Origin of the sequence: Nocardia iowensis (assembly GCF_019222765.1) — a bacterium.
In the GTDB taxonomy this organism is placed as follows: domain Bacteria; phylum Actinomycetota; class Actinomycetes; order Mycobacteriales; family Mycobacteriaceae; genus Nocardia; species Nocardia iowensis.
This window is the reverse complement of record NZ_CP078145.1, coordinates 5,206,813-5,228,140: the sequence shown is the minus strand read 5'-3', so window position 1 is coordinate 5,228,140 and position 21,328 is coordinate 5,206,813. Positions and strand designations below refer to the sequence as shown.

Genomic DNA, 21,328 nt, shown 5'->3' with positions numbered 1-21,328 from the left:
GCGAATAGTATTGCGCTCCAACCTAATGCGCGGCTGGGGAAGCTCCGGAATCTGCGAGTGCGTCATGTACCGCTACCGACCGTGACGCGGAATCCTGCCAATCGCGCATGCGATCGCCTATACGTATACACATACATATAATTGGCCTACAGTGGTAGGTGCCGATCGCAGTGATCGGCGCCGGGATCGAGAAGAGGGTTACAGCAATGGCAGGCACGACAAGCAGGGCATCAGGTCAGGACCACCACGGCCGCGAGAACGGCGTCGAGGACGGCTGGGGCAAGGTCGCCGACGCGTTCCGCGCGAACTTCGACAGAAACCCCGGCGAATTGGGTGCGGCGTGCTGCGTTTACGTGGACGGCCGCCGTGTCGTCGACCTGTGGGACGGCATCGCCGGAGGCGAGGCGGACGGCGTCGCCGATCGCGAGGCGAACCGACCGTGGGACGAAAACACCGTCGTCCGGGTCGCTTCCACGACCAAAGGCGCTACCGCGATCTGCGCCCACCTGCTGGCACAGCGCGGTGAGCTGGATCTGGACGCCCCGGTGGTCGACTATTGGCCTGAGTTCGGTGCCAACGGCAAGGACCGGATTCCGGTGCGCTGGTTGCTGTCCCACCAGGCTGGTCTGCCGATCGTCGACGGACCGTTGACGTTCGAGCAGGCGTGCGCCTGGAACCCGGTCATCCGCGCACTCGAAGCGCAGCCGCCGCTGTGGCAGCCGGGCACGGAGCATCTCTACCACAGCGTCACATACGGGTTTCTGGTCGGCGAAGTGGTGCGCCGGATCTCCGGGAAGTCGCTCGGCACGTTCTTCGCCGACGAGGTGGCCGCCCCACTCGGACTGAGCGCCTGGATCGGACTGCCAGAAGAACACGAGAAGCGGTTGGCCCGCATCGAGTACGCCGCTCCGTTCAGCCTGGAGGAGCTGATCGCGGGAATGGTCAAGGCCACCGGGCTCGATAAGGACACGGTAACCGCATGGTTCGACGCCGTCTGGGGTCCGGACTCGGTCCAAATGCGCGCCGGTTCGCTGGGCGGCGCCTTGGACAACATGGCCGACCCCGAGACCGCGTACTACACCACGCGTGCCTGGCGCGCGGCAGAGTTCCCCGCCGCGAACATGGTCGCCGACGCGAGTTCGCTGGCACGGATGTACGCCGCCACGGTCAGCGATGTCGATGGAGTGCGGCTGCTCGATCCGGCCACCGTCGAACGGGCGACAGCCGTCCAGACCGATAAGACGCGGATGCACGAGCTGCCGCCGCAGCTGAACATCCCGGCCGACCGCTCCTTCAACATGTCCCTCGGATTTTGGCGAGCCTGCCCGATGCTGCCGATGATCGGGCCGCAGTCGTTCGGCCATCCGGGCTCCGGCGGATCAATCGGGTTCGCGGACCCCGATAGCGGTGTCGGCTTCGGCTACGTCACCAACCTCTGGAACTTCCGCCCCGACGACCCGCGGGCATCGAGCCTGTCCGAAGCAGTCCGATCCTGCCTCGGCTGACCCGCAAGTCGGCGGCCAGCAGTCGCTTGCGGGCACGCTCGGCCGTGTCGACGACGTACGCGGGCACGCTGCTCTGGTCACGCTCATTGAGGAACTCGATCGTCGGCCACAACCCGGAATCGGTGTGATCCCAACGCGCCCAGCGCGGATACGGCAGCGGCGGCGCGACACTCGCGTCCGCCAGTTCAGCGATCAGCCGGGCGAATACCGCCGCCTACTGCGCGGCGATGTCCGGCGAGTCGCCGCGCAACAGCTCACCGCCGGGCCGGTACTGCTCGGCATGCACGGCCAGGGCACCGGTTCCAGTGTCGTGTCGGCAATCCGGCGGGCCGCCAACGCGACGGCGTCGGCCCTCGACGCGCCGATAGCCGGGCGGCCTGCCCTGACCGCTACGACGCGGTCGAGTTACAGCGTGGTGCGCTGACCGGCCCGCGCCGCGATGGCCTCGGCGACCGGCCACTGCGCACTGATGGCTGTCAATTCGGCGACCTCGTCGAGGAGGCTGTCGGCGGCCGAGAGTGCGAAATAGCGGCTTCCGGTCGGTGGGTTGCCGTGCGCCTTGGCGTCTCGGGCGCGAACGAGCAGGACGGCGCGGTCCAGTGCGTCATATGCCTGGCCGGTTGGGGCGGCGCTGGAAATCGCCGCCTCGATATCGGGTGGGTGCGGTGTCGCGTAGCGGGCCAGGGCCAGGATGCTGTCCCGGATCTCGATGACGGTGCGGTGTAAGAGATATCGGTTGGGCTGGGCGCCGAGCGGCACGGGGCTGTGGTGCACGATCTCCGGGCATGCGGTGGTCAGTTCGGCCCAGAGGGGGCGAAGCGCTTTTCGGTGGCGCGTCAGATCGGCTACGCCCATCCGGCTGCGTGCCGCGGCGAGTATGGCGATCATCGTCAATCCCATGCACAGCACGAGATCGAAAAACACCCCGTTGCGGTCGATTTCGGCCTGGAAGGCGGTAAACGAGTTGTGCGGCCCGCTGATCCGGATGGCGGCCGCCGTCATGGTGGCGCCGATGCGTCCGAGCACCGCGACGCCCGCGAGGAGTATCGCCACGTACATCGCCGCCTCACGGCGACCGACTCGGTTGCGTAGTTCGGCACCGGCCGCCCGGATGACGAGCACGGCCATCGCCGTACCGATCGGCGCCGTGCACAGCCAGTATCCGAACTGTCCCCATCCGGCGCGTTCGAAGATCGTGCCATTGCCATCGCCGAATGTGCTGCAGCACAGTGCCGCCACGCTGAATACGGCAGCAAGCCCGTAGCAGATGCGCGGCGAGCGGGAACGATGCAGCAGCGCCGCCCCGATCAGCAGTCCGGCCGCATAACCGACATTGAAACCGACCGCGCCGAGTTCGAGGATCAGTTCTTCCGAGAGCAATCCGCTGGATAGATCGGTGATGAGGCGGCACACTGTCGGTTCCCTGGTTGCCGCCGTGGCGACGACACAGCCGAAGGCGATGGTGACATGCCGGTCGAGCTCGGTACTGAGCAAGCCGACGACGCGGCCGGTGAGCAACAGGATGGCGGCGACAACTGTGGGCAGCGTTACCGCCGTCGGTAGCGTGGACGTCACCATTGTTCGCGGGACTCAGCGCTGAAAGACCAGGCGGCCGAGCACCGAACGCGGCCGCTTGACGTCGACGTCGACGTTGGACATGAGCATCGATGCGAAAAGTTCGGCCTGGTTCTCATCGACATCGTCGTAATCGCTGCGGGAGAGCACGCGCAGCACGCTATCGATATCCAGGTCGGGGAACAGTGCCGCGAGCGTCCGGCGCTGGGCTCCCGGCGAAACGAATCCGGCGTGGTCGAGCAATAGATGGGCGATCTCGTGCATCACGATGTGGTCGGTGTGATAGCCGGAGCTGGCCGCGTCGTGGACGATGACGATATCGTCGGCGCGTTCGACGACGAGTCCGCACGGAAATCCACCCGTGGTCAGATCTTGGTGCGGAACAATCAGAATCGGCTTGCCCACCCGCTCCGCAACGTGCGCTACGAAGGTTTCCAGATGCCACGGCCGCGGCACCTCGAGCGAATCCGCCAGCTGTCTGACTTGTTCGACCGCTGGGTCGACACCGGCGCGTCGGAACATGGAGCCATCTTCGCCGCCAATGGTCCGGATTGTCCAGGGGAGTAGTCAGGCATCTGGCAGTCCCGTGGGCGCCGATCGCCGCGTGTGCTGGCACCACATGCCCCGCCGCGGGTACCTGCTCGATCGCAGCTGAGCCGGATGTACTCGAAGTTCAGAGCAACCCGATATGATGAATCATCAAGCGCTAGTGCGCATTTTGTCCCACGATCCGGAAAATCAGTTTCCTGCACACTGAGTTGTTCGTAGCGTGAGCGAATGGATTGCGTAGCGGTCAGGCCGCTGCATGTGGACGACCTACCCAGCGCTGAACGCACTTCTGACGCGGTATTCCTCGACAGTGATCGGCGTAATCGACGGGTCAGCGAGCCCGAGCCCGAACCTCGATCGGAGCAGGCTGCCAAGCGGTGGATCGATCGCATGCGCTACTTCCTCGAGATCGATCCGTGCGGCTGCTGGGTCGCGGTCGACGGCGAGCAGATCGTGGGATTCGCGATCTCGCAGAACCGTGATCATCTGTGGTACTTGGCAACCTATGGCGTCCTGGCGAACCGACAGGGTCACGGCATCGGGAAACGGCTGCTCGACGCCGTACTGACGCACGCTGGCAGTCGTCCGGGAATGTTCTCCTCCACCGTGCATCCCGCAGCCACCCGGCGTTACCGATTGGCCGGGTTTTCGCTGCACCCCCAGATGCGCATGATCGGCACCGTCGACCGCTCCACTCTGCCGGCGGTGACCGGACTGTCCGACGGGTCGGCCGACGACTTCGACTGGATGAACCGGCTGGACCACCAGCTGCGCGGGGCCGGGCACGGCGCCGATCACCAATATCTGTTGACCGGAAATCGTTTGGTCGTGTCCCGCGCCGACAAGCCAGGATACGTCTACCTCGATGACCGAGGACGTCCGATTCTGCTGGCCGCGGCTGATCACCGCACCGCGGCGAACCTGCTCTGGGAAGCGCTCGCCGCCGCGCAGGCGGACACGCTCGTCAACTGCATCACCACCGCCAACGAGTGGGCAGTCGACGTCGGGCTGGCGGCCGGGCTCCGCATCGGTCAAGAAGGCTACCTCGCCGTCCGCAACATGCCGACCCCGGCGCCGTATCTAGCCAGCGGACAGTTTCTCTGAATCAGAGCTCGCACAACGCATCTCGTCGCCACAACTGGCCGGGCAGATCGCCGAATTTGCGCCAGAGCCAAGATTGGCGTGCCGGTGACGGGCCCTTGCGTCAGCGCGGCGCGGCATATTGGATTTTGACCACAGCGACTTCGACCGGGCGCGGACGACTGATCACGGCGTCGGCCGGACCATACGACGAGCCCTTGCCGCCGTCACCGCAGGTGAGCAGGTTCGGAGCGGAAGCGCCACCGCCACCACCGTAGTAGCCGCCCGCACCCCCGCCACCGCCGCAGTAACCGTCTCCGCCCGCGCCGCCGGCGGCCAACGCGCCGTCCGAGCCTGCCGCACCACCGGGATCGGGCGTCGCGCCCGTCCCGCCCGCCTCGGTGGTCGCATCGCCGCCCGTGCGTCCCCGGCCGGGACTGTGGAACCCGCTGGGCCCCGGTGCACCCGCGGCGACAATCAACCGTGATCGCAGACTGCCCGGAGCATCGGACGGCAGGAGGCGAACATCAGACGCGCCACCGCCGCCCACGCCGGGGAAGTTGCCCCCGCCGCCCGGGCCGCCGCCGTTGAAACCGCCTCGGTCCGGGCCGTCTCCGCCCGAACCGCCGACCATGACGTACAAGGTGGTTTCCGGTACGACATCCAGCGGCGCGACGACCATGTCGCCGGGGTAATTGTTGTTGAACGCGGCCCGGCCGCCGATAGCGGTCACCCGCACGGAAGTCACTCCGCCCGGCACCTCGAAAGTCTGTTCCCCGCCGGTGAATTGGTAGATGCACGTCACCATGTCGCCGGATTCGCTACAGCCGGGCGGCAGATCCGCTGCGGCCGTACCCGGCGTGGCGACAACGCATCCGGCCGCCACGATGATTCCGGCGGCGAATCTGCTGCCCCGCCAACGTATTCCGCCCATGCCGGGCACGACGCCAACACGAACGAGCATAGCAACCCCCACTGCACGTTTGCCGTATCTCCGCAGCATAGCGGCATCGACGAGTCGCAATGCGCGGTTTCGGATTGTGCCGCAGGTAAAGTGCGGCAGGCCCCGCCGGATACGCTGCCCGTATGACGAACACTCTCGGCACTGTCGGCAAGGGCGGCTACGTTCTGTTGACCACCTTCCGGAAGGACGGCACTCCGGTCAGCGCGCCCATGTGGGCCGTTTTCGACGACAGCAAACTCTATGTCTGGACGGCCACCGACAGCTGGAAAGTCAAGCGTCTGCGCAATAATCCGGCGCTCACCGCGCAGACCTGTGACCCAAGCGGGAAGCGGACCCGCGGCGAAATCGTCGAGGGAATCGGCCGCGTTCTCGACGCCGACGGCACCGAACAGGTCCGCAAACTCCTCAAGCGCAAGTACTGGCTGCTCGGCCCGGTCATCGTGACGGGCAGCATCCTGCGTCGCGGCAAATCCGGCACCGTCGGCATCGAGATCACGCCCGCCTGAACAACTCTGGAGTGGCCGCGCGAGCCCGTTGCCACGGTCCGCCTCGGGGATCCTGCGCGGGCTACGCTGGCGCTGATCGCGGCGCCGGCGCGATGATTGCGAGTATGAGACCCGCGGTCGGTGCCGCTCTGGCGCGATGCGACGAGTGCGGCGGTTACGAATACGGTGGAGCACCCGACTGCCGTCGATGTCGGCGCCTCGTCGACGGCATCGTAGAGGAGAAGTGGCATTGCTTCTTCGATCAGTGGCAGGGCGAAAATGAACTCGACGTCGCCCGGTTGATAACTGCCGAACCCGACCAGCACGACTGGCGAATCGTCGACGCCGCGCTCGATCGGATCGTCTGCGAGGAGTGCGGCAACCGTCTCAGCCGCGGACCGATGAACTGCTCCGCCTGTAACCTCGCGCATGGATTTCGTTACGCCGCAATCGAGTCCGACCGACCGGGTGTGCCGCGGGGCAATGAACACGCGATCCGCGTCAACGTCTCGGTAGTCCGCAGGCCACAGATGACATCGGCGCAAGAGCTACTGGCCCGCAGACTCTTCCTCCCCGCCCTCTTGGTGGGCTTCTTGCCCACAACCGCACAAGCCCAGCGCATCAGCGCAATGATCAAGTCCGATCCCACGCCGGAACGAGTCTCCGGCTTGGTGGACGACTGGCTCCGTGATCAGCGAACGTGGTGAAGCGCAGCGTGTCTCGGTATTTGGACCGAATCGAATGGCACCCCTTCGGGTTCAAGCAGACTCACATCCGGGATCTCAGCACGTCGACCTCGCAGCCTGGCGCGGTCGGGTCGAAGCCGTGCTCGACCAGCCAACGGATCGCCCGCAGGCTTCGCAACGACCACCACGCGCGGATCACGTCGAGGTCGACGTCGGTGCCGTAGCCGGCGACGACGTCGCCGAGGTGCTCCTCGTGTCCGAGCGTCAGGCTGGCGAGGTCGAACAGGGCATCGCCTTGGCTCGCCTCGGACCAATCGACCACGCCGGTGACCTCGTCACCGTCGACGAACACGTGGGCGACCTGCAAGTCGCCGTGCGTGAACACCGGTGTCCACGACCGGAACACAGCCTCGGCAACCCGGCGGTTGCGCGTGATCAGGTCGGTGGGAAGAACGCCGTTCGTGACGAGCCACGCGCATTCGCCGTCGAGGCGCGATGCGATCTCGTCAAGGCTGCGGCCGGGCCATGGCGGCAGCGGTGCGTCGTGCAGCACCCGCGTGGCAGCACCCGCCGCGGCCCACGCCGCTGACGACGCGGTCGACGGCTCGCCGAGGCGGCCGAGTGCCGTACCGGGGAGGGCGGCGAGCGCGAGCACAGGTGGCTTGCGCCACAGCACCTCCGGAGTCGGGATCGGCGCCATAGCCATCGCTTCGACCTCGACGTCGGTGCGCGTCTGATCGGCGTCGATCTTCAGGAACACGTCACCGACGCGCAGGGTCGCGCGCTCATGATGGGCGACGACGACCTCGACCTCCTCCACGTCGGCCATTATCGCGGGGATGACCACCGACGTCACCGGGTTATCGTGTGCGAGACATGACCGTCGGCTGTCGCGAGCCCAGCGACGACCCGCCTCGCCGCGTAACCGCCGGCGATGAGTTTCCTTGTCGCAGTAGGTCACTACTGTCGTGCGCACCAAAGCGCACGTAGGGAATCATTGTCGGGCTAGCCGAGCAGCTGAGCTAGAACTGGCCTTCCGCTTCGGCCATGGCGTAGTCCGGCGTCAGGTCAGATGATCGAATTCGCCGCTGACCCAGCGGATGTGCCGCTCGGCCGACCGGCGGACGGCTTGCGCGGCGTCGTGATCGATCGTGTGACCGCCCAGGGTGTAGAGCCGGTCGTACTCGTACGGTTCGAGCCCGTCGACGATGCGGCGCACCACGGCGGCCGAGAGCGGTATGTGCTTGGGGAAGTTGCGCTGGAACGTTACCCAGCCGGGGGCGAGGCTGCCGGTGATGGTGTCCCCGGTGAGCAGGGTGCCGTCGGCGGTAAGTGCGACCGAACTGCCGCGCATGTGCCCACCGAGCTGGATGAGGTCGACGCCGGGTAGCGGCTCGATGCGGCCCGTCCAATATTCGAGCACCGGATCGGGGCGCGGTACCCATTCTCGGTCGGCGGCGTTCACCAGCACCGGCGCCTTGCCGAACGCATGGCTCCAGCTGACCTGCGCGGCGAACATGTGCGGATGGCTGGTGGCGATCACCGCGACGCCGCCGAGTCGATCGACCGTGCCGACGATGTCGTCATCGATGTAGGCGGGCGGATCCCACAGCAGGTTGCCGTGCGGAGTTTGTACGAGAAACGACCAGTGGCCGATCGCGAATCTCGGTTCGCGGCGCAGGCTGTGCACGCCGCGTCCGTGGTCGCGGTGTTCGGTGGTGTGTGGTTGCCGGGCCAGTTCGTCGTGGGTGGTCCATCGCCCGTGTGGTCCGAGGTCGCCGCGTTCCTCGACGCTGACCTCGTCGGTGGCGAAGACGCAGCCGTCGGCGGCGGGCGGTGTCTCGGACGCCGCGTGTTCGAGTCCGCATCCGTCACAAATCCATGTCGTCATAGCCGACAGTCTTGAACCTCGAGTGCGCTCGAGGTCAACATATTCATGGGACGTATTTGTGTGTGCCGCGTGAGATTCGCAGTAGGTTGACGGCGCGGGAATAAGGCGGACGCAAGGATTGTTGGCGTGGTCATGGCAAGTGAATCCGCAGAACTCAGCCCCACCGAGTGGGTACAGGACCAGACGAAGCAGATCCTCGAGACCGGGACCACGGAAGGCGTCGAGGTTCTCGGGTCGCCAGTGGTGTTGCTGACCCTGCGCGGCGCGAAGACCGGAAAACTGCGCTACACCCCGGTGATGCGTGTGGAGCACAACGGCAACTATGCGGTGGTGGCGTCCAAGGGCGGCGCCCCTGAGCACCCGACCTGGTACTACAACATCAAGGCCTACCCGGAGTTCCCGCTACAGGACGGCACCGTGACGAAGGACTACGTCGCGCGTGAGGTCGAGGGCGTGGAGCGAGCCGAGTGGTGGGAGCGGGCGGTGGCCGCCTACCCGCCCTACGCCGAGTATCAGGAAAAGACCGACCGGCAGATCCCGGTGTTCGTGCTCGAACCGAAGTAGCGGGCGCTATGCGTGTCGGTGGCTATCGGTAGCGTCGGGTGCTGTGGAAACTGGGGAACATATCCAGCAGCTCGCCGACCGTATCGTGGTGCTGCGCGACGCCTACTATCAGGGCTCGCCGCTGGTCGCGGACGCCGAGTACGACGCGATCGAGGACGAGTTACGCAGCCTGATCGAGGCGCACCCCGACCTCGCGCCCGACCCGAATCCGTTGGAGCAGGTCGGTGCGCCCGCAGTGCTGCACGCCCCGATCCGGCACTCGCGGCCGATGTTGTCACTGGAGAAGGCGACCAAGCCTGAGCAGGTGGCGGCCTTCTTCAACCGCTTCCCCGGCCAGTCGGTGGTGGTGATGCCGAAGCTGGACGGCTTGTCCCTGGCTTTGGTCTTCGAGGACGGGCGGCTGGCGCGTGCGGTGACCCGCGGTGACGGCACCACCGGTGACGACGTGACCATGCTGGTCCGTGCGTTGGTCGACGGTATTCCGGAGCGGATCGACGCCCCGGGCCGGGTGGAAGTCCGTGGCGAGGCAGTAATGCTGCGTTCGACCTTCGTCGCCTACAACACCGCGCACCCGGACAAGCCGCTGATCAACCCACGCAACGCCGCGGCGGGCACGCTGCGCGCGAAGGACCCGGCCACGGTCTCCGAACGCCGCCTGCGGTTCTTCGGCTTCGACTTGGATACCTCCGACGGCGGCGCCGCAGTCGACCTCGAAGAGGGGCTGCGGGCGCTGGGCATCGCCGGTGCGCAGATGCGGCACTGCATCGACGCCGAGCAGGCGCAGGCGGCGATCACCGCGATCGAGCAAGGTCGCAACGAGCTGGACTACGACCTCGACGGCGCGGTACTGCGGCTGGCCGACCGGGATGCCTACGCGGCGGCCGGGACTCGATCGAACTCCCCTCGTGGCGCGCTGGCGTTCAAGTTCGCCGCCGAGGAGAAGACCACACTGTTGCGCGAGGTGATCTGGGACGTCGGCAAGACGGGCAAAATCGTCCCGGTCGCGTGGCTGGAGCCGGTGTTCGTGGGCGGCACGACGGTCACGAAGGCCACGCTGGCCAACCAAGAGGTGATCCGCGCCCGCGACATCAAGGTCGGTGACACGGTGCTGGTGCGCCGCGCGGGCGACGTGATCCCGTTCGTGGCAGGCGTTCTCGACGCCGCCAAACGCACAGGCGAGGAGCGCGAGATCGTGCCGCCCGCCGCCTGCCCCTCGTGCGAGCAGCCGGTGACCGAGCAGGGCAACAGCCGAGAACTGTTCTGCACCAACGTCTCGTGCCCCGCACAGACCGTGCGCAGGTTGATCCACTGGGCGTCGCGGGCCGCGGCCGACATCGATGCCATCGGGCAGGTGTGGATCGAACGTCTGGCCGAGGCGGGCATCCTGGAGAGTCCGTCGGACTTCTACACGCTGACAAAGGAGCGCCTGCTCGAGTTCGATCGCATCGGCGAGGTCTCGGCCGCGCGCATGATCGACTCGATCGATGCGAGTCGTTCCATCGGCCTGCGCCGCGCGCTGATCGGCCTGGCGATCCCGATGGCCTCCGACGGCACCGCCGCTCGCCTGGCCCGGGCGGGATTCGGCTCCCTGGAGGAGGTCGCCGACGCGGGCGAGGAAAAGCTCGTGGCGGTGGAGGATATCGGACCCAAGGTCGCCGCGTCCCTGGTCGCGCACCTCACTCGCCTGCGTCCGGAACTGGAGCGGCTGCGAGCGGCGGGCGTCTGTCTGGACGTGCGCGAAGAGGACCTTCCCCCGGTCATTGCCGCGGGCGCGCCCCTGGCGGGCAAGACGGTGGTGATCACCGGCGCTATCAGCGACCCGCGCTCCGGCGAGAAGGTCGCCCGCCCGACGTTCCAACGCCTGTGTGAGCAGGCGGGCGCGACAGCGGCGTCCTCGGTCTCGGCGCATACCGACCTGCTCATCACCGGTGCGGGAGTCGGTGAGAGCAAGCTGACCAAAGCGGAGAAACTCGGCGTCGAGGTCGTCGACCAGGGGGAGATCTGGAATCTGCTGATCGCCGCCAAGGTCGTCTAGATTCGGCACGCTCGGCCGGGCCGGACCGGCTGGAAAATGCCGAAATGACTCGCCGCCACGTGTTTTCGACCGCCCGCCGAGGCGGGATGCGCCCGCCAGATTTGGTGGGGGCCAGCGGATCTGGAACAGGACCTGACCGGCGTCGGCTTCTTACGATCGGGTGGAGGAACGGCCAGCACTGAGTGCCAGGCGATTCCGTGTAGCGTCGAATCCGGAGGGGCCGGTATCGCCGCAACAGCGGTGAAGCCGACTCCAGAGGAGAGGATCCGTTACATGATGCCGCAAATTTCGAGTGTCATCGAGAGACGTCTATTGGTCAATTACCGCGTCGAACCCGACGTTGCGGCAAACCTGCTACCGGCGCCACTGCGACCGCATCTGGTCGGCGACTGGGCGGTCGCGGGGATCTGTCTCATTCGACTCGGTCAGGTACGTCCGGTCGGGCTGCCCAGCTCCGTCGGCGTGCGCAGCGAGAATGCCGCGCATCGAATTGCTGTCGAGTGGGACGGCCCGGAGGGAGTCGAGAGTGGTGTCTACATTCCGCGCCGGGACAGCGGATCACCATTGAATGTGCTGCTCGGCGGGCGCCTGTTCCCAGGTATGCACAGCTTTGCCCGCTTCGACGTCGAGGAGAGCCGGCACGATCTGCACGTCGCCTACACGAGTAGGGACAATTCGACCCAGGTCAGTGTGGATGTACGCGCGGTCGACGAGTTCGAGGGCAGCACAGTGTTTCCCGATCTGGCCGCGGCCTCGGACTTCTTCCGCCACGGTTCTACCGGTTTCTCCGCCAGCCGGGATGGCAGGCGCCTCGACGGCCTCGAGTTGAACACGGACAAATGGCAGGTGCACCCGGCGCACACGCATACTGTCCGGTCGACCTTCTTCGACGACCGGACCCGGTTCCCGCGCGGCAGCGCAACTCTCGACTGCACGCTGCTCATGCGTGATGTCCCGGCCACATGGAACGTCACCGCACCGATGCAGATACCGGCTATGGCCTGATCCTGAATTTGCGTCAGCCGGGTAGCTTGCCGAGCAGCCAGCTGCCGACACCTTCCGGATTCTCGTCGAAGTAGTAGTCGTGGATGGCTTGGAGCAGATCGTTAGTGGTGACGAAGCCGTCGCCGTCGGTGTCGAGCCTGCGGTGGATTTCGCGGGCATCGTCGGCAGGCAGGTGCATGAGTGCCCCCGTCCAGCGGACGTACTCCTCGGCGTTCAGTTTGCCGTCGCTGTCAACGTCGGCGATCGCCATGATTGCTTCGAGGAACGGCCGATAGCCCTGTTCGAATGATTCCTCGGTCACCAGCAGACCCTCCGCGAAAGCCTCCTTGTACTCGGATAGATCGACCGATCGGTCGATGTTCACATCGCCCGCCGATGCCAGGCGCCCCCACAGCTGCACGCTCAGGTGTAGTAACCGTTGCGCGGCAGGCGAATCCGGTTCGTGGCCGAACTCCGCGGCCACCGCGCGCGCCGAGCTCTCGAAATCGCTACGCGCGATTCGGCCGTCTCCGTCGAAATCGAATGTCTCGAAGCGTCGCTCCAGCTTGCGCGTCAAGAACTCGCTGATCTCCATCGCATGTCCCATTCACTCGAACCCGATCGTGCCATCGCCGGGCACCGCATCCGCTCGCCACCAGCGGAACCCTCCGCTGATCCCGACCCCGCCACGCCGCGAATCCCGATGCCCGGCCTCAACCGTAACGTGGTGAACCGTAAGGCGGGAACGCTGCTGGTGCGCCGGTGGAGCGGGCCAGCGCGTCGTACACCCAGTTGTGGGCTTGCCCCACGGTGACACGAGTTCCGAGGAACTGTCCTGTCAGAGCCCAGTAACGATGAATTCGGTGGTCGCCGTCGGTTGCGTCGGTCAGCAATTGCTCGCGGAAACGCGGAGAATCGCGTTCCCCTCGCGCGCTGGCATGGGCGTTGACGAAGCGATCGAGTTCGCTGCCGCTGTGCGGGCGCACGCCTGCCGATACGTGGAATACCACGTCCGTCATCACGTTGCCCACGTCCATGTACAGTCCGCGCGGGTCCCGGATCAGCTCCGGCTGACTCCGCCAGAGTTGCTTTCGCACAGCGCGGTTCATTTCCGGGTCGGCGACCAGAGCGGCCAACTCGGCATAGGCGACGACCTCGTCGACGGACGGGTCAATGGGTGGCTCCGGGACATTCCAGCCCACGTAGATGTCAACGTCATACCGAGGTATCGGTGCGAGGATTCGCCGCCAGAACCGGAGTAGGCAATCGTGTGCTGCACCACCATCTTGTGCGGCGGCCAGCAACGCGAGTCGCTCGGCCCGCTGCGTCGGCGCAGCCGACTCGACCGCCCGCAGTGACGCCCGCCGCCACGCCAAAGTCCTGAATTCGATATCGAGTCGCGCGCTTTCGGCAGCGACGGCCTCGGCGATCGACTGCGCCCCGTGCAGCACCTCGGTGATAGCACCCAGCCCGAGACCGAGCGCGCGCAACCGCCGGACCAGCAGCAATCGTTCGGTGGCACTGGCAAAATCGAACATCCGATGTCCGCCCGCGCTGCGGCGGGATTCCAGAATGCCCTCGTCGCAGTAGAACCGGATCGTTCGCACCGCAAGACCGGTGGTGCGCGCCAATTCCCCGATGCTCACCAGCGCGCCGGTGCGTGTGTCGTCTGTCACAACCTATTGAACCTCCACCCCGGTGGAGCTCTTAGCGTACTGGCACTGCCGTTCGAACCCACACGGAGGAACCAGTGCCGTGGTGGAAGGCGAGTGGCGTACTGGGAGAAGTGATTACACCGAGGAGGATGGCTCGTGGCTACCACGCAGGAAGAAATCGTCGCCGGCATTGCGGAGATCGTCGAGGAAGTAACCGGAATCGAGGCTTCCGAGGTGACGGCCGAGAAGTGCTTCATCGAAGATCTGGACATCGACTCGTTGTCCCTGGTGGAGATCGCCGTGCAGCTGGAGGACAAGTACGGCGCGAAGATCCCGGACGAGGACCTGGCGAGCCTGAGAACCGTCGGCGACGCAGTCGCCTACGTCCAGAAGATGGAGGCCGAGCAGCCGCAGCTCGCCGCGGAGATGGAGGCGAAATTCAAGGAAGGCCAAGCGAATTGAATTCAAGTCCGCTCAGCGGTCCGCAGCGCCTTGGCGAGGTGGTGCATCGGTGATTGCTGATCCACAGCTGAATCCTGCCGCCGTCGAGCTGGGCAGCTTCTTCTCCCAACCACCGGACGTCGTGTGGCGCGCGTTGACCGAACCGGATCTATTGGCGCGGTGGCTGTTTCGACCGGACGGGTTCGCCGCCTCGGGCGGTGCTCGCTTCCGATTCACCATCCCGGCCTTGCCGATCAGTGAGATCGCCTGCGAAGTGTTGACGGCCGAACCGTGTAAGCAATTGACCTACAGTGCGATGTACCCGCAGCCGGAGCATCCGGCGCGGTGGATCGTCGACTGGACGATGCGGCCGCAGGGCCGTGGTACACGACTTCTGTTGACGCAGACAGGTTTCGACATTGAAGACCGTCGACAGAAGATGGTCCGCAATGCCATGGAGCGAAATTGGAAACGTCTCGTCCTGCCGCGACTTGGGGAGGTGATCCACCACTGATTTGCGGCTAGTCGGCGGACGGCCATTGCCAGCTGGCCCGTCCCGGACGGCGGGCCAGCCGCGTTTCCGCGCGTTCGTTCAGACGGCGTGGCCCGCCGACTCTAGGTAAGCGCGCGACGGCCTTACCCGTGAACTTCATCAATGGGCCCCCTCGAGGGTTAGGGCTCAGTGCACTGGCACAGGACAAGAGTGCTTGTTGTTAGTTCAGGAGCAACGGCACCACAGTTCGGAGACACTACGTAGACTGACATACAGGGCCCCCGTAACGGCCTCTGTCCAGATTCGCCTTGCTCGTCGTACCCGATGTGCTTGAACAGCAATATCGCGCTGACGATCATTGCCAATGCCGTGGCCGCACCGAGCGTCGGCCGCACCAGTTTGAGCCTGCCTCGCAGCGTCAGCCACCACAGGTGCCACCGCCGCCATGAGCACCACAGCTGCCATAGTCGAAGCTCGTCCATCCCACAGTCCTGCCCTCGCCTGCATGGGATGAATCGCGTTGGCGACCAACACGTTACGCAGCGGTTCGAACAGCAGGACCGTGGCTTCCGGGGTATGGCAGTCCACGCAGGCATACATCGCACAGCCTCAGTGGATTATCGGCAGAACCCCTTCAGGCCATGGCCGGTCGGGACCCCCGCGGCTACGTACACGGTTGAGATACTGCGTGTTCGCCGGCCGGAGGGTCGTCGAGCAGTCCGGCCCTAGGCGCGCGCCAGTCGGGCCTTGGTCGTGCGTCGTGACTCTCGACTAAGTCGAAAGTTGAAGTAGGGCACCGAAATTCCCCGGACATAGCGCGTTTTGTCGGGGTATGACGAATGCCTGTGGGATCGTTATGAAGGGCCTCGGGCCGCCAAGCGGGAGGTCTTCGCGTGGCCGATGGGAGAGCGATGTTCGAGAAGTTTACCGACCGCGCGAGGCGCGTCGTTGTCCTGGCTCAGGAAGAGGCCCGGATGCTCAACCACAACTACATCGGCACCGAGCACATCCTGCTGGGGCTGATCCATGAGGGTGAGGGTGTCGCGGCCAAGACGCTGGAATCGCTCGGCATTTCGCTGGAGGGCGTGCGCAGCCAGGTGGAGGAGATCATCGGCGAAGGCGGGCAGGCTCCGTCCGGATACATCCCGTTCACTCCGCGGGCCAAAAAAGTCTTGGAGCTGAGTCTGCGCGAAGCATTGCAACTCGGCCACAATTACATCGGCACCGAGCACATTCTGCTCGGTACCATCCGCGAGGGCGACGGGGTTGCCGCGCAGGTGCTCGTGAAGCTGGGCGCCGACCTGAACCGGGTGCGCCAGCAGGTCATCCAGCAGTTGTCCGGCTTCGCGGCCGAGGGGTCGGACGTCGCAGTGACGGAACGGATCTCGGTGCTGACGGCCATGATGACCGCTATCGATCGGCGCGGTGATTTGGTCGAGCTCGTCGCTGACGCATCATCCGAACGGGACGCCATCGAGAGCTTGAGCGCGCAGTTCGGTTTCACCGAGGCGCAAGCGCGGGCAGTTCTCGAAATGGGAATGCGACGTTTCACCGCAGAGGCGCGGCAGGCGCTACAACGTGACGAGCAGGAGCTGAGGGACCGCACCGACGAGCGGATCTCGGTGCTGACGGCCATGATCACCGCTATCGATCGGCGCGGTGATTTCGTCGAGCTCGTCGCTGACGCATCATCCGAACGGGACGCCATCGAGAGCTTGAGCGCGCAGTTCGGCTTCACGGAGGCGCAAGCGCGGGCAGTTCTCGAAATGGGAATGCGACGTTTCACCGCAGAAGCCCGGCAAGCGCTACAACGTGAAATTCAGCAGCTGAAGGACGCCCGTCGCGACGAGCGGCAATGAACAGTCCGTCGGAACGAAGGTGTGGTCGTTTAGTTCGCAGCGGCGGCGGCGGGCGCGGCGAGCCGAAAGTTCGAGACTCAGCTCAGTGGTCGGACCAGCATCACCTGGACCTCTCGGGGAGCACCACCGGCTATATCCACCGAGCAAACTGCTTCGAACGGGTCGCCGGATCGAACGGCTGGATGATCGAGGAATGTCGAACTCTCGCACAACCGGGCGGCACCAGCGGTGCCGTATGAGGTGGCACCGGCGATAACCAGGACGGTTTTCTGGGAGTTGAAGGGGCTGGCGGCGCGGACCACGATGCCGTGGTCGGTCCGGACTGTATTGCCCGCCGGGGTATTTGCCAACGACCACGTCCGACCGGTCTGCCGGTCGTGGACCTCTGGACGGCCCGACAGAGGCTCGCCGAGACTGCCGAAACCCACGCCGACACGCAGTCGTTCGAGAGCCGCCCCGGTCACGGTATTCGTCGACGGCCCGCCGATCAGGATCAGATTGCTGCGCCAATCCTCGTCGTTCAATCGACTCGCCGGACGAATGGACTGTGCCGGAATGCGCAAGCTTCCGGCTGCGCCCTGAAGGGTGAGGAGCGCGGCCAGATCGTTCTGGCCCAACCATTCGGATTTGTCGATCGTCAGATCGTCGTGCCGGTGTACCGGGGTGACGACTCGAAACTCTCCATCTGCGAACGGTTTCCAGAACGCTCGGCTGCTGCGCGAACGCCACCGTCGCCGCAGCTCAGTGGCGGAAAGCCCCGCCCCGAACGAGATCGATGCGGCAAGAAGATTGATACCGAGGTCCTGGAACTCCTGCAACACTCGGTCATCTTGACGTACCGGGAATCAGCTGGTGACCCGAACGAAGTACCTCACAGCACAGGTTTCCGAGCTGAACGCCGCCGTCGGCTCTGTGGGCCAAGACATTGCACACGCCGCTCGGTGACACCGAATCTCCCTCCGGCTCAACGGGTTTGTGCACGCGAGGGTGCGCAGGCACGGTGCCGTGTCCGCTGCTGGCGAATCGGTAGCGCGCTCAGGATCGGGCAATGGCTCCAGTTTCAGGCCGTGAGCCTGCTGGAGCCGAGGGCGGTGTTGTCGGAGCGTGCGGTAGGCTCTCGCGACTAGAGGTTACTCCTCCGCTTACGGCTTGCTATCGATCATCACCCCTACCGTGCGTAGGTAGATAGAGGCTGGCGGGGGAGCTGTTCGCATGCACAGCGGGCCGCGAAGGTGCTGTATACGGGCCCTGAACTCAGCACAACCCGGTTACCTCCAGGAGAACTCATTCGTGTCCGTATACCTCTATCGGTGGGGCAAATTCGCCTTCCGCCGCAAGTGGATAGTTCTGCCGGTGTGGCTCGTACTCCTCGGAGTGCTCGGCATCGCCAGCAGTGTGCTGAGCAAATCGATGAGCGACGAGTTCAGCATGCCGTCGCTACCGTCGGAACGCGCGACCGAAATTCTGGACAAGCAGTTCCCCGGCATGTCCGATCGGTTCAGCATCGACGCCGTCAGCGGTGCCTACGTCATCAAGGCGCCCGAAGGTACGAAGCTGACCGACGCGAAGAACAGCGCTGCCATCGACAAACTGATCGCCGATCTGAAGGCGCTGTCGGTCGACGGCGGCAAGCATAAGCTCGTCACCGAAGAGGACGCCGCGGCGCTGAAGAACCCGGTCGACGCGACCAAGGCGATGGGCTGCCTGACCGCCGCCGACCCGGCAGTGTGCTCCGGCGCGCCGCTCAATGTGCTGAGCGAGGACGCCCCGGCCACCGTCGCCGTGCTCTCGGTGCCGTTCGACATCGCCTCGTCGATGGACATCAGCGACGAAGAGCGGCACGCCGCTTACGCCGTAGCCGACCCCGCCCGCGAACAGGGATTGACCGTCGAGGTCGGCGGGGCCATCGAGCAGGAGCAGGAGCAACCCAGCGGCCAAGCCGAAATGATCGGTATGGGCGTGGCATTGATCGTCATGGTGATCGCCTTCGGCGCCATCGTGGCAGCCTTCGTGCCGATCATCACCGCCATCGTCGGCCTGGGTGCCGCCATGTTGGTGATTTCGCTTGGCACCTCGGTCGTCGAGGTCCCGAGTTTCACGACGTTCCTGGCGTCGATGATCGGTATCGCGCTGTCCATCGACTACGCACTGTTCATCGTCTCCCGCTACAAGCACGAACTACATGTCGCGGAAAGTCCGGAAGAAGCCGCGGGCGTTTCCGTCGGCACCGCCGGATCCGCGGTGGTGTTCGCCGGTCTCACCGTCATCGTCGCCCTGGGTGCGCTGAGCGTCGTCGGGGTGAACTTCCTGACCTTCATGGGCCTCGGTGGCGCGATCGCGGCCTTCTTCGCCGTACTCACCGCCATCACCCTGATGCCGGCTCTGCTCGGCGTTTTCGGCCGCTTCCTGTTCAAGCCGAAGATGCCGCTGGTCGCCCGGCACGACCCGGAAGACGACACCTCCGTCACCAACGGCATGCGGGTGGCCCGCGTGATCGGTAAGAGACCGTGGGTCGCACTGGTCATCGCCGTGGCAGCTCTGGCCGCGCTGGCCACTCCGGCACTCAACCTGCAGTTGGGTCTGCCGGGTGAGGACAGCTTCCCGACCGACTCCACCGTCCGGCAGGCCTACGACATCCGGACGGCAGGCTTCGGCGAAGGCAGCAACGGCATCCTGACCGTGGCCGCCGACCTGGAGAACGTGCCGGAAGGTGAGCGCAAAACCGCGGTGACGGCGCTGCGCGACCGGCTCGCCGAGTTCCCTGAGATGGATTACGTCACCGCGCCGCAGTTCAGCGAGAACGGGCTGGGCGTAATGCTCAACGGTGTACCGAAGTCGGGGCCGAACGATCAGGCCACCAAGGACCTGGTGCGCGACGCGCGCGCCGCCGAAGGCGCACTGACCGAGCAGTACGGCATCGAGTACGGCATCACCGGCACCACCGCCATCTACGCCGATATGGACCACGTCCTGCTCGGCAAGATCGTCCCTTACCTGGCGATCGTGGCCGGTGCGGCCTTCGTGCTGTTGATCCTGGTGTTCCGGTCCATTTTGGTCCCGCTCACCGCGGCCATGGGCTTCCTGCTCTCCATGGCGGCCACCTTCGGCGCCACCGTACTGATCTTCCAGGAAGGCGCCTTCGGCCTGATCTCCGATCCGCGACCGATCATCAGCTTCCTGCCGATCATGTTGATCGGGTTGGTGTTCGGGCTCGCCATGGACTACCAGGTGTTCCTGGTGACCCGCATGCGCGAGGAATACGTGCACGGCAAATCGCCGAAGGAGGCCATGATCTCGGGTTACCACCACGGTGCTCGTGTGGTCACCTCGGCGGCGATCATCATGATCTCGGTGTTCGGCTCCTTCCTGCTGGAATCCGACGTCACCGCCAAGTCGATGGGCTTCGCACTGGCCGCCGGTGTTGCCATCGACGCCTTCGCGGTGCGGATGGTGCTGGTCCCGGCGCTGCTAGTGATCATGGGCAGGGGGTCCTGGTGGATTCCGAAGTGGCTCGATCGCATCCTGCCGGATATCGACGTCGAGGGTGCGAAGTTGCGAGAGTTGCAGCGGCCGCAGGTCGAGCCGGTTGCTGCGCACTCCGTGTCGGCGTCGTCGGAAGTCTCGGTGCAGGCAGGGGAGGAGCGGGTAGGGGAGCCTGCCGCGCCGGTCATCTCCGAACCGGAGCCGGTGCTCGCCGCGGCTGGTGTCCCACACGCAGCCACGAACAGCGGTGGGGCGCAACGGTTGTCGGGCGTCGCGAACGGACAGGTCCTCACCCCGGCGGGTGACCGGACGATCGGTGGCTGCATTCGCCGTGACGACGGGCACCCGGTGCCGGACGCGGCGCTGACACTGATCGACCAACGTGGACATCAGGTTTCGCGGACGACCGGTGACGGCGGGGGCACCTACACCATCGAATTTCCCGCGCCAGGAAGCTATGTCCTGATCGTCTCGGCGAACGGGCATCAACCGGCCGCGGTGAACGTCACCGTGGTGGACGACGGCGCGCAGCATGTCGACATCACGCTGCAGGGATCCGGCGAGTTGTCGGGTGTGGTGCGCACTGCCGCGCGTGAGCCGGTGGCAGGTGCCACGGTCACCGTGACCGACCTGCACGGTGAGGTGGTCGGCGCTGCCGTGACGGCGGCCGACGGCGCGTACTCCTGCAAGGGTTTGCTGGCGGGAACCTACACCTTTGTTACCGTTGCCGCGCGGATGCGGCCCACCGCAACGACCCTGACCGTACCGGACAGCGGCCGTTTACATTTCGACGTCGAACTGGCGCCGATGGCGACATTGTCGGGAACGGTGCGTGCCGACGGCCGGGCGGTGTACGACGCCCAAGTCACCGTGCTCGACTGGTCCGGCGCGGCCATCGGCACCGCCCACACCGACGAGCACGGCCGCTACGCAGTGGCCAACCTACCCGAGGGCGAGTACACCGTCGTGGCTCGCGGCTACCCACTGGTGACCGACCAGGTGACCATCACCGGCAGCCAAGTCGACCACGACATCCGCCTGGGCTTCGACGTCGACGAACACGCGGAGCTGTCGTGAGC

The 21,328-nt window shown here is 65.6% G+C and carries 19 protein-coding genes and 2 pseudogenes; 13 read left to right on the top strand and 8 right to left on the bottom strand.

All coding sequences use genetic code 11. The annotated features are described in order from the left end of the window. Nucleotides 1-206 precede the first annotated feature (206 nt). Together KV110_RS23980 and KV110_RS23975 are read left to right on the top strand one after the other, a co-directional pair. Nucleotides 207-1,505 carry a serine hydrolase domain-containing protein gene (locus tag KV110_RS23980; RefSeq protein WP_218469533.1) on the top strand — a complete coding sequence of 433 codons (1,299 nt, stop codon included), beginning with the start codon at nt 207-209 and terminating at the stop codon, nt 1,503-1,505. Between the two features lie 124 nt (nt 1,506-1,629). Continuing rightward, complete coding sequence (locus KV110_RS23975) at nt 1,630-1,929, top strand: hypothetical protein (protein WP_218469532.1); 300 nt, start codon at nt 1,630-1,632, stop codon at nt 1,927-1,929. On the opposite strand, the gene KV110_RS23970 is transcribed toward KV110_RS23975, so the two are convergent. Then, nucleotides 1,911-3,083 (bottom strand): DUF6545 domain-containing protein, encoded by a 1,173-nt coding sequence (locus tag KV110_RS23970; protein WP_218469531.1) that lies wholly within the window; start codon nt 3,081-3,083, stop codon nt 1,911-1,913. The two genes, KV110_RS23975 and KV110_RS23970, sit on opposite strands and share 19 nt — an antisense overlap. A gap of 12 nt (nt 3,084-3,095) precedes the next feature. After that, nucleotides 3,096-3,602 carry a hypothetical protein gene (locus tag KV110_RS23965; protein ID WP_218469530.1) on the bottom strand — a complete coding sequence of 169 codons (507 nt, stop codon included), beginning with the start codon at nt 3,600-3,602 and terminating at the stop codon, nt 3,096-3,098. Between the two features lie 255 nt (nt 3,603-3,857). Between KV110_RS23965 and KV110_RS23960 the strand changes: the two genes are divergently transcribed. After that, nucleotides 3,858-4,733, top strand: a complete 876-nt coding sequence (locus tag KV110_RS23960; protein WP_218469529.1) for a GNAT family N-acetyltransferase — start codon at nt 3,858-3,860, stop codon at nt 4,731-4,733. Between the two features lie 100 nt (nt 4,734-4,833). On the opposite strand, the gene KV110_RS23955 is transcribed toward KV110_RS23960, so the two are convergent. Further along, nucleotides 4,834-5,673 (bottom strand): glycine-rich protein, encoded by an 840-nt coding sequence (locus tag KV110_RS23955; protein ID WP_218469528.1) that lies wholly within the window; start codon nt 5,671-5,673, stop codon nt 4,834-4,836. A 122-nt stretch (nt 5,674-5,795) separates the two neighbouring features. Here KV110_RS23955 and KV110_RS23950 point away from each other — a divergent pair, with 122 nt between their 5' ends. Together KV110_RS23950 and KV110_RS23945 are read left to right on the top strand one after the other, a co-directional pair. After that, on the top strand, nt 5,796-6,179 hold the full coding sequence (locus KV110_RS23950) for a PPOX class F420-dependent oxidoreductase (protein ID WP_218469527.1): 384 nt from the start codon (nt 5,796-5,798) through the stop codon (nt 6,177-6,179). A 104-nt stretch (nt 6,180-6,283) separates the two neighbouring features. Further along, nucleotides 6,284-6,865 carry a hypothetical protein gene (locus KV110_RS23945; protein ID WP_218469526.1) on the top strand — a complete coding sequence of 194 codons (582 nt, stop codon included), beginning with the start codon at nt 6,284-6,286 and terminating at the stop codon, nt 6,863-6,865. A gap of 61 nt (nt 6,866-6,926) precedes the next feature. Here the strand turns inward: KV110_RS23945 and KV110_RS23940 are convergent, their stop codons facing one another. Next, entirely contained in the window at nt 6,927-7,700 is a 774-nt protein-coding gene (locus KV110_RS23940; RefSeq protein WP_246633938.1) for an aminoglycoside phosphotransferase family protein, read from the bottom strand. Nucleotides 7,701-7,907: 207 nt separating this feature from the next. Further along, nucleotides 7,908-8,735 (bottom strand): MBL fold metallo-hydrolase, encoded by an 828-nt coding sequence (locus tag KV110_RS23935; RefSeq protein ID WP_218469525.1) that lies wholly within the window; start codon nt 8,733-8,735, stop codon nt 7,908-7,910. A gap of 132 nt (nt 8,736-8,867) precedes the next feature. Here KV110_RS23935 and KV110_RS23930 point away from each other — a divergent pair, with 132 nt between their 5' ends. The 3 genes from KV110_RS23930 (at nt 8,868) to KV110_RS23920 (ending at nt 12,339) form a co-directional block, all read left to right on the top strand. After that, nucleotides 8,868-9,299, top strand: a complete 432-nt coding sequence (locus KV110_RS23930; protein WP_281427679.1) for a nitroreductase family deazaflavin-dependent oxidoreductase — start codon at nt 8,868-8,870, stop codon at nt 9,297-9,299. 43 nt (nt 9,300-9,342) lie between these two features. Further along, nucleotides 9,343-11,334, top strand: coding sequence for an NAD-dependent DNA ligase LigA (gene ligA, locus KV110_RS23925; RefSeq protein WP_218469523.1), 1,992 nt, complete (start codon nt 9,343-9,345; stop codon nt 11,332-11,334). Between the two features lie 273 nt (nt 11,335-11,607). Further along, on the top strand, nt 11,608-12,339 hold the full coding sequence (locus tag KV110_RS23920; protein WP_218469522.1) for a DUF2071 domain-containing protein: 732 nt from the start codon (nt 11,608-11,610) through the stop codon (nt 12,337-12,339). A gap of 13 nt (nt 12,340-12,352) precedes the next feature. Here KV110_RS23920 and KV110_RS23915 read toward each other — a convergent pair whose 3' ends face one another. Both KV110_RS23915 and KV110_RS23910 read right to left on the bottom strand, forming a co-directional pair. Further along, entirely contained in the window at nt 12,353-12,913 is a 561-nt protein-coding gene (locus tag KV110_RS23915) for an EF-hand domain-containing protein (RefSeq protein ID WP_218469521.1), read from the bottom strand. A gap of 118 nt (nt 12,914-13,031) precedes the next feature. Next, a complete protein-coding gene (locus KV110_RS23910) occupies nt 13,032-13,994 on the bottom strand; it encodes a MerR family transcriptional regulator (protein WP_218469520.1) in 963 nt (320 codons plus the stop codon). Nucleotides 13,995-14,129: 135 nt separating this feature from the next. On the opposite strand from KV110_RS23910, the gene acpM reads away from it, so the two are divergent. The 3 genes and pseudogenes from acpM to KV110_RS41945 all read left to right on the top strand — a co-directional run. Then, nucleotides 14,130-14,435: a meromycolate extension acyl carrier protein AcpM gene (acpM, locus tag KV110_RS23905; protein WP_218469519.1), complete on the top strand. Its 306-nt coding sequence runs from the start codon at nt 14,130-14,132 to the stop codon at nt 14,433-14,435. 49 nt (nt 14,436-14,484) lie between these two features. Continuing rightward, the gene (locus KV110_RS23900; RefSeq protein ID WP_218469518.1) at nt 14,485-14,928 is read left to right on the top strand and encodes an SRPBCC family protein; all 444 of its coding nucleotides are present in this window, start codon (nt 14,485-14,487) and stop codon (nt 14,926-14,928) included. Between the two features lie 890 nt (nt 14,929-15,818). Then, nucleotides 15,819-16,283, top strand: a pseudogene (locus KV110_RS41945) (Clp protease N-terminal domain-containing protein); the annotation flags it as partial. Between the two features lie 560 nt (nt 16,284-16,843). Here the strand turns inward: KV110_RS41945 and KV110_RS23890 are convergent. Then, entirely contained in the window at nt 16,844-17,587 is a 744-nt protein-coding gene (locus KV110_RS23890) for a hypothetical protein (protein WP_218469517.1), read from the bottom strand. 469 nt (nt 17,588-18,056) lie between these two features. Here KV110_RS23890 and KV110_RS23885 point away from each other — a divergent pair. Beyond that, nucleotides 18,057-20,354 (top strand): annotated as a pseudogene (locus KV110_RS23885) (MMPL family transporter); the annotation flags it as partial. Between the two features lie 12 nt (nt 20,355-20,366). Then, nucleotides 20,367-21,326, top strand: coding sequence for an MSCRAMM family protein (locus KV110_RS42105; protein ID WP_246634766.1), 960 nt, complete (start codon nt 20,367-20,369; stop codon nt 21,324-21,326). Nucleotides 21,327-21,328 lie beyond the last annotated feature (2 nt).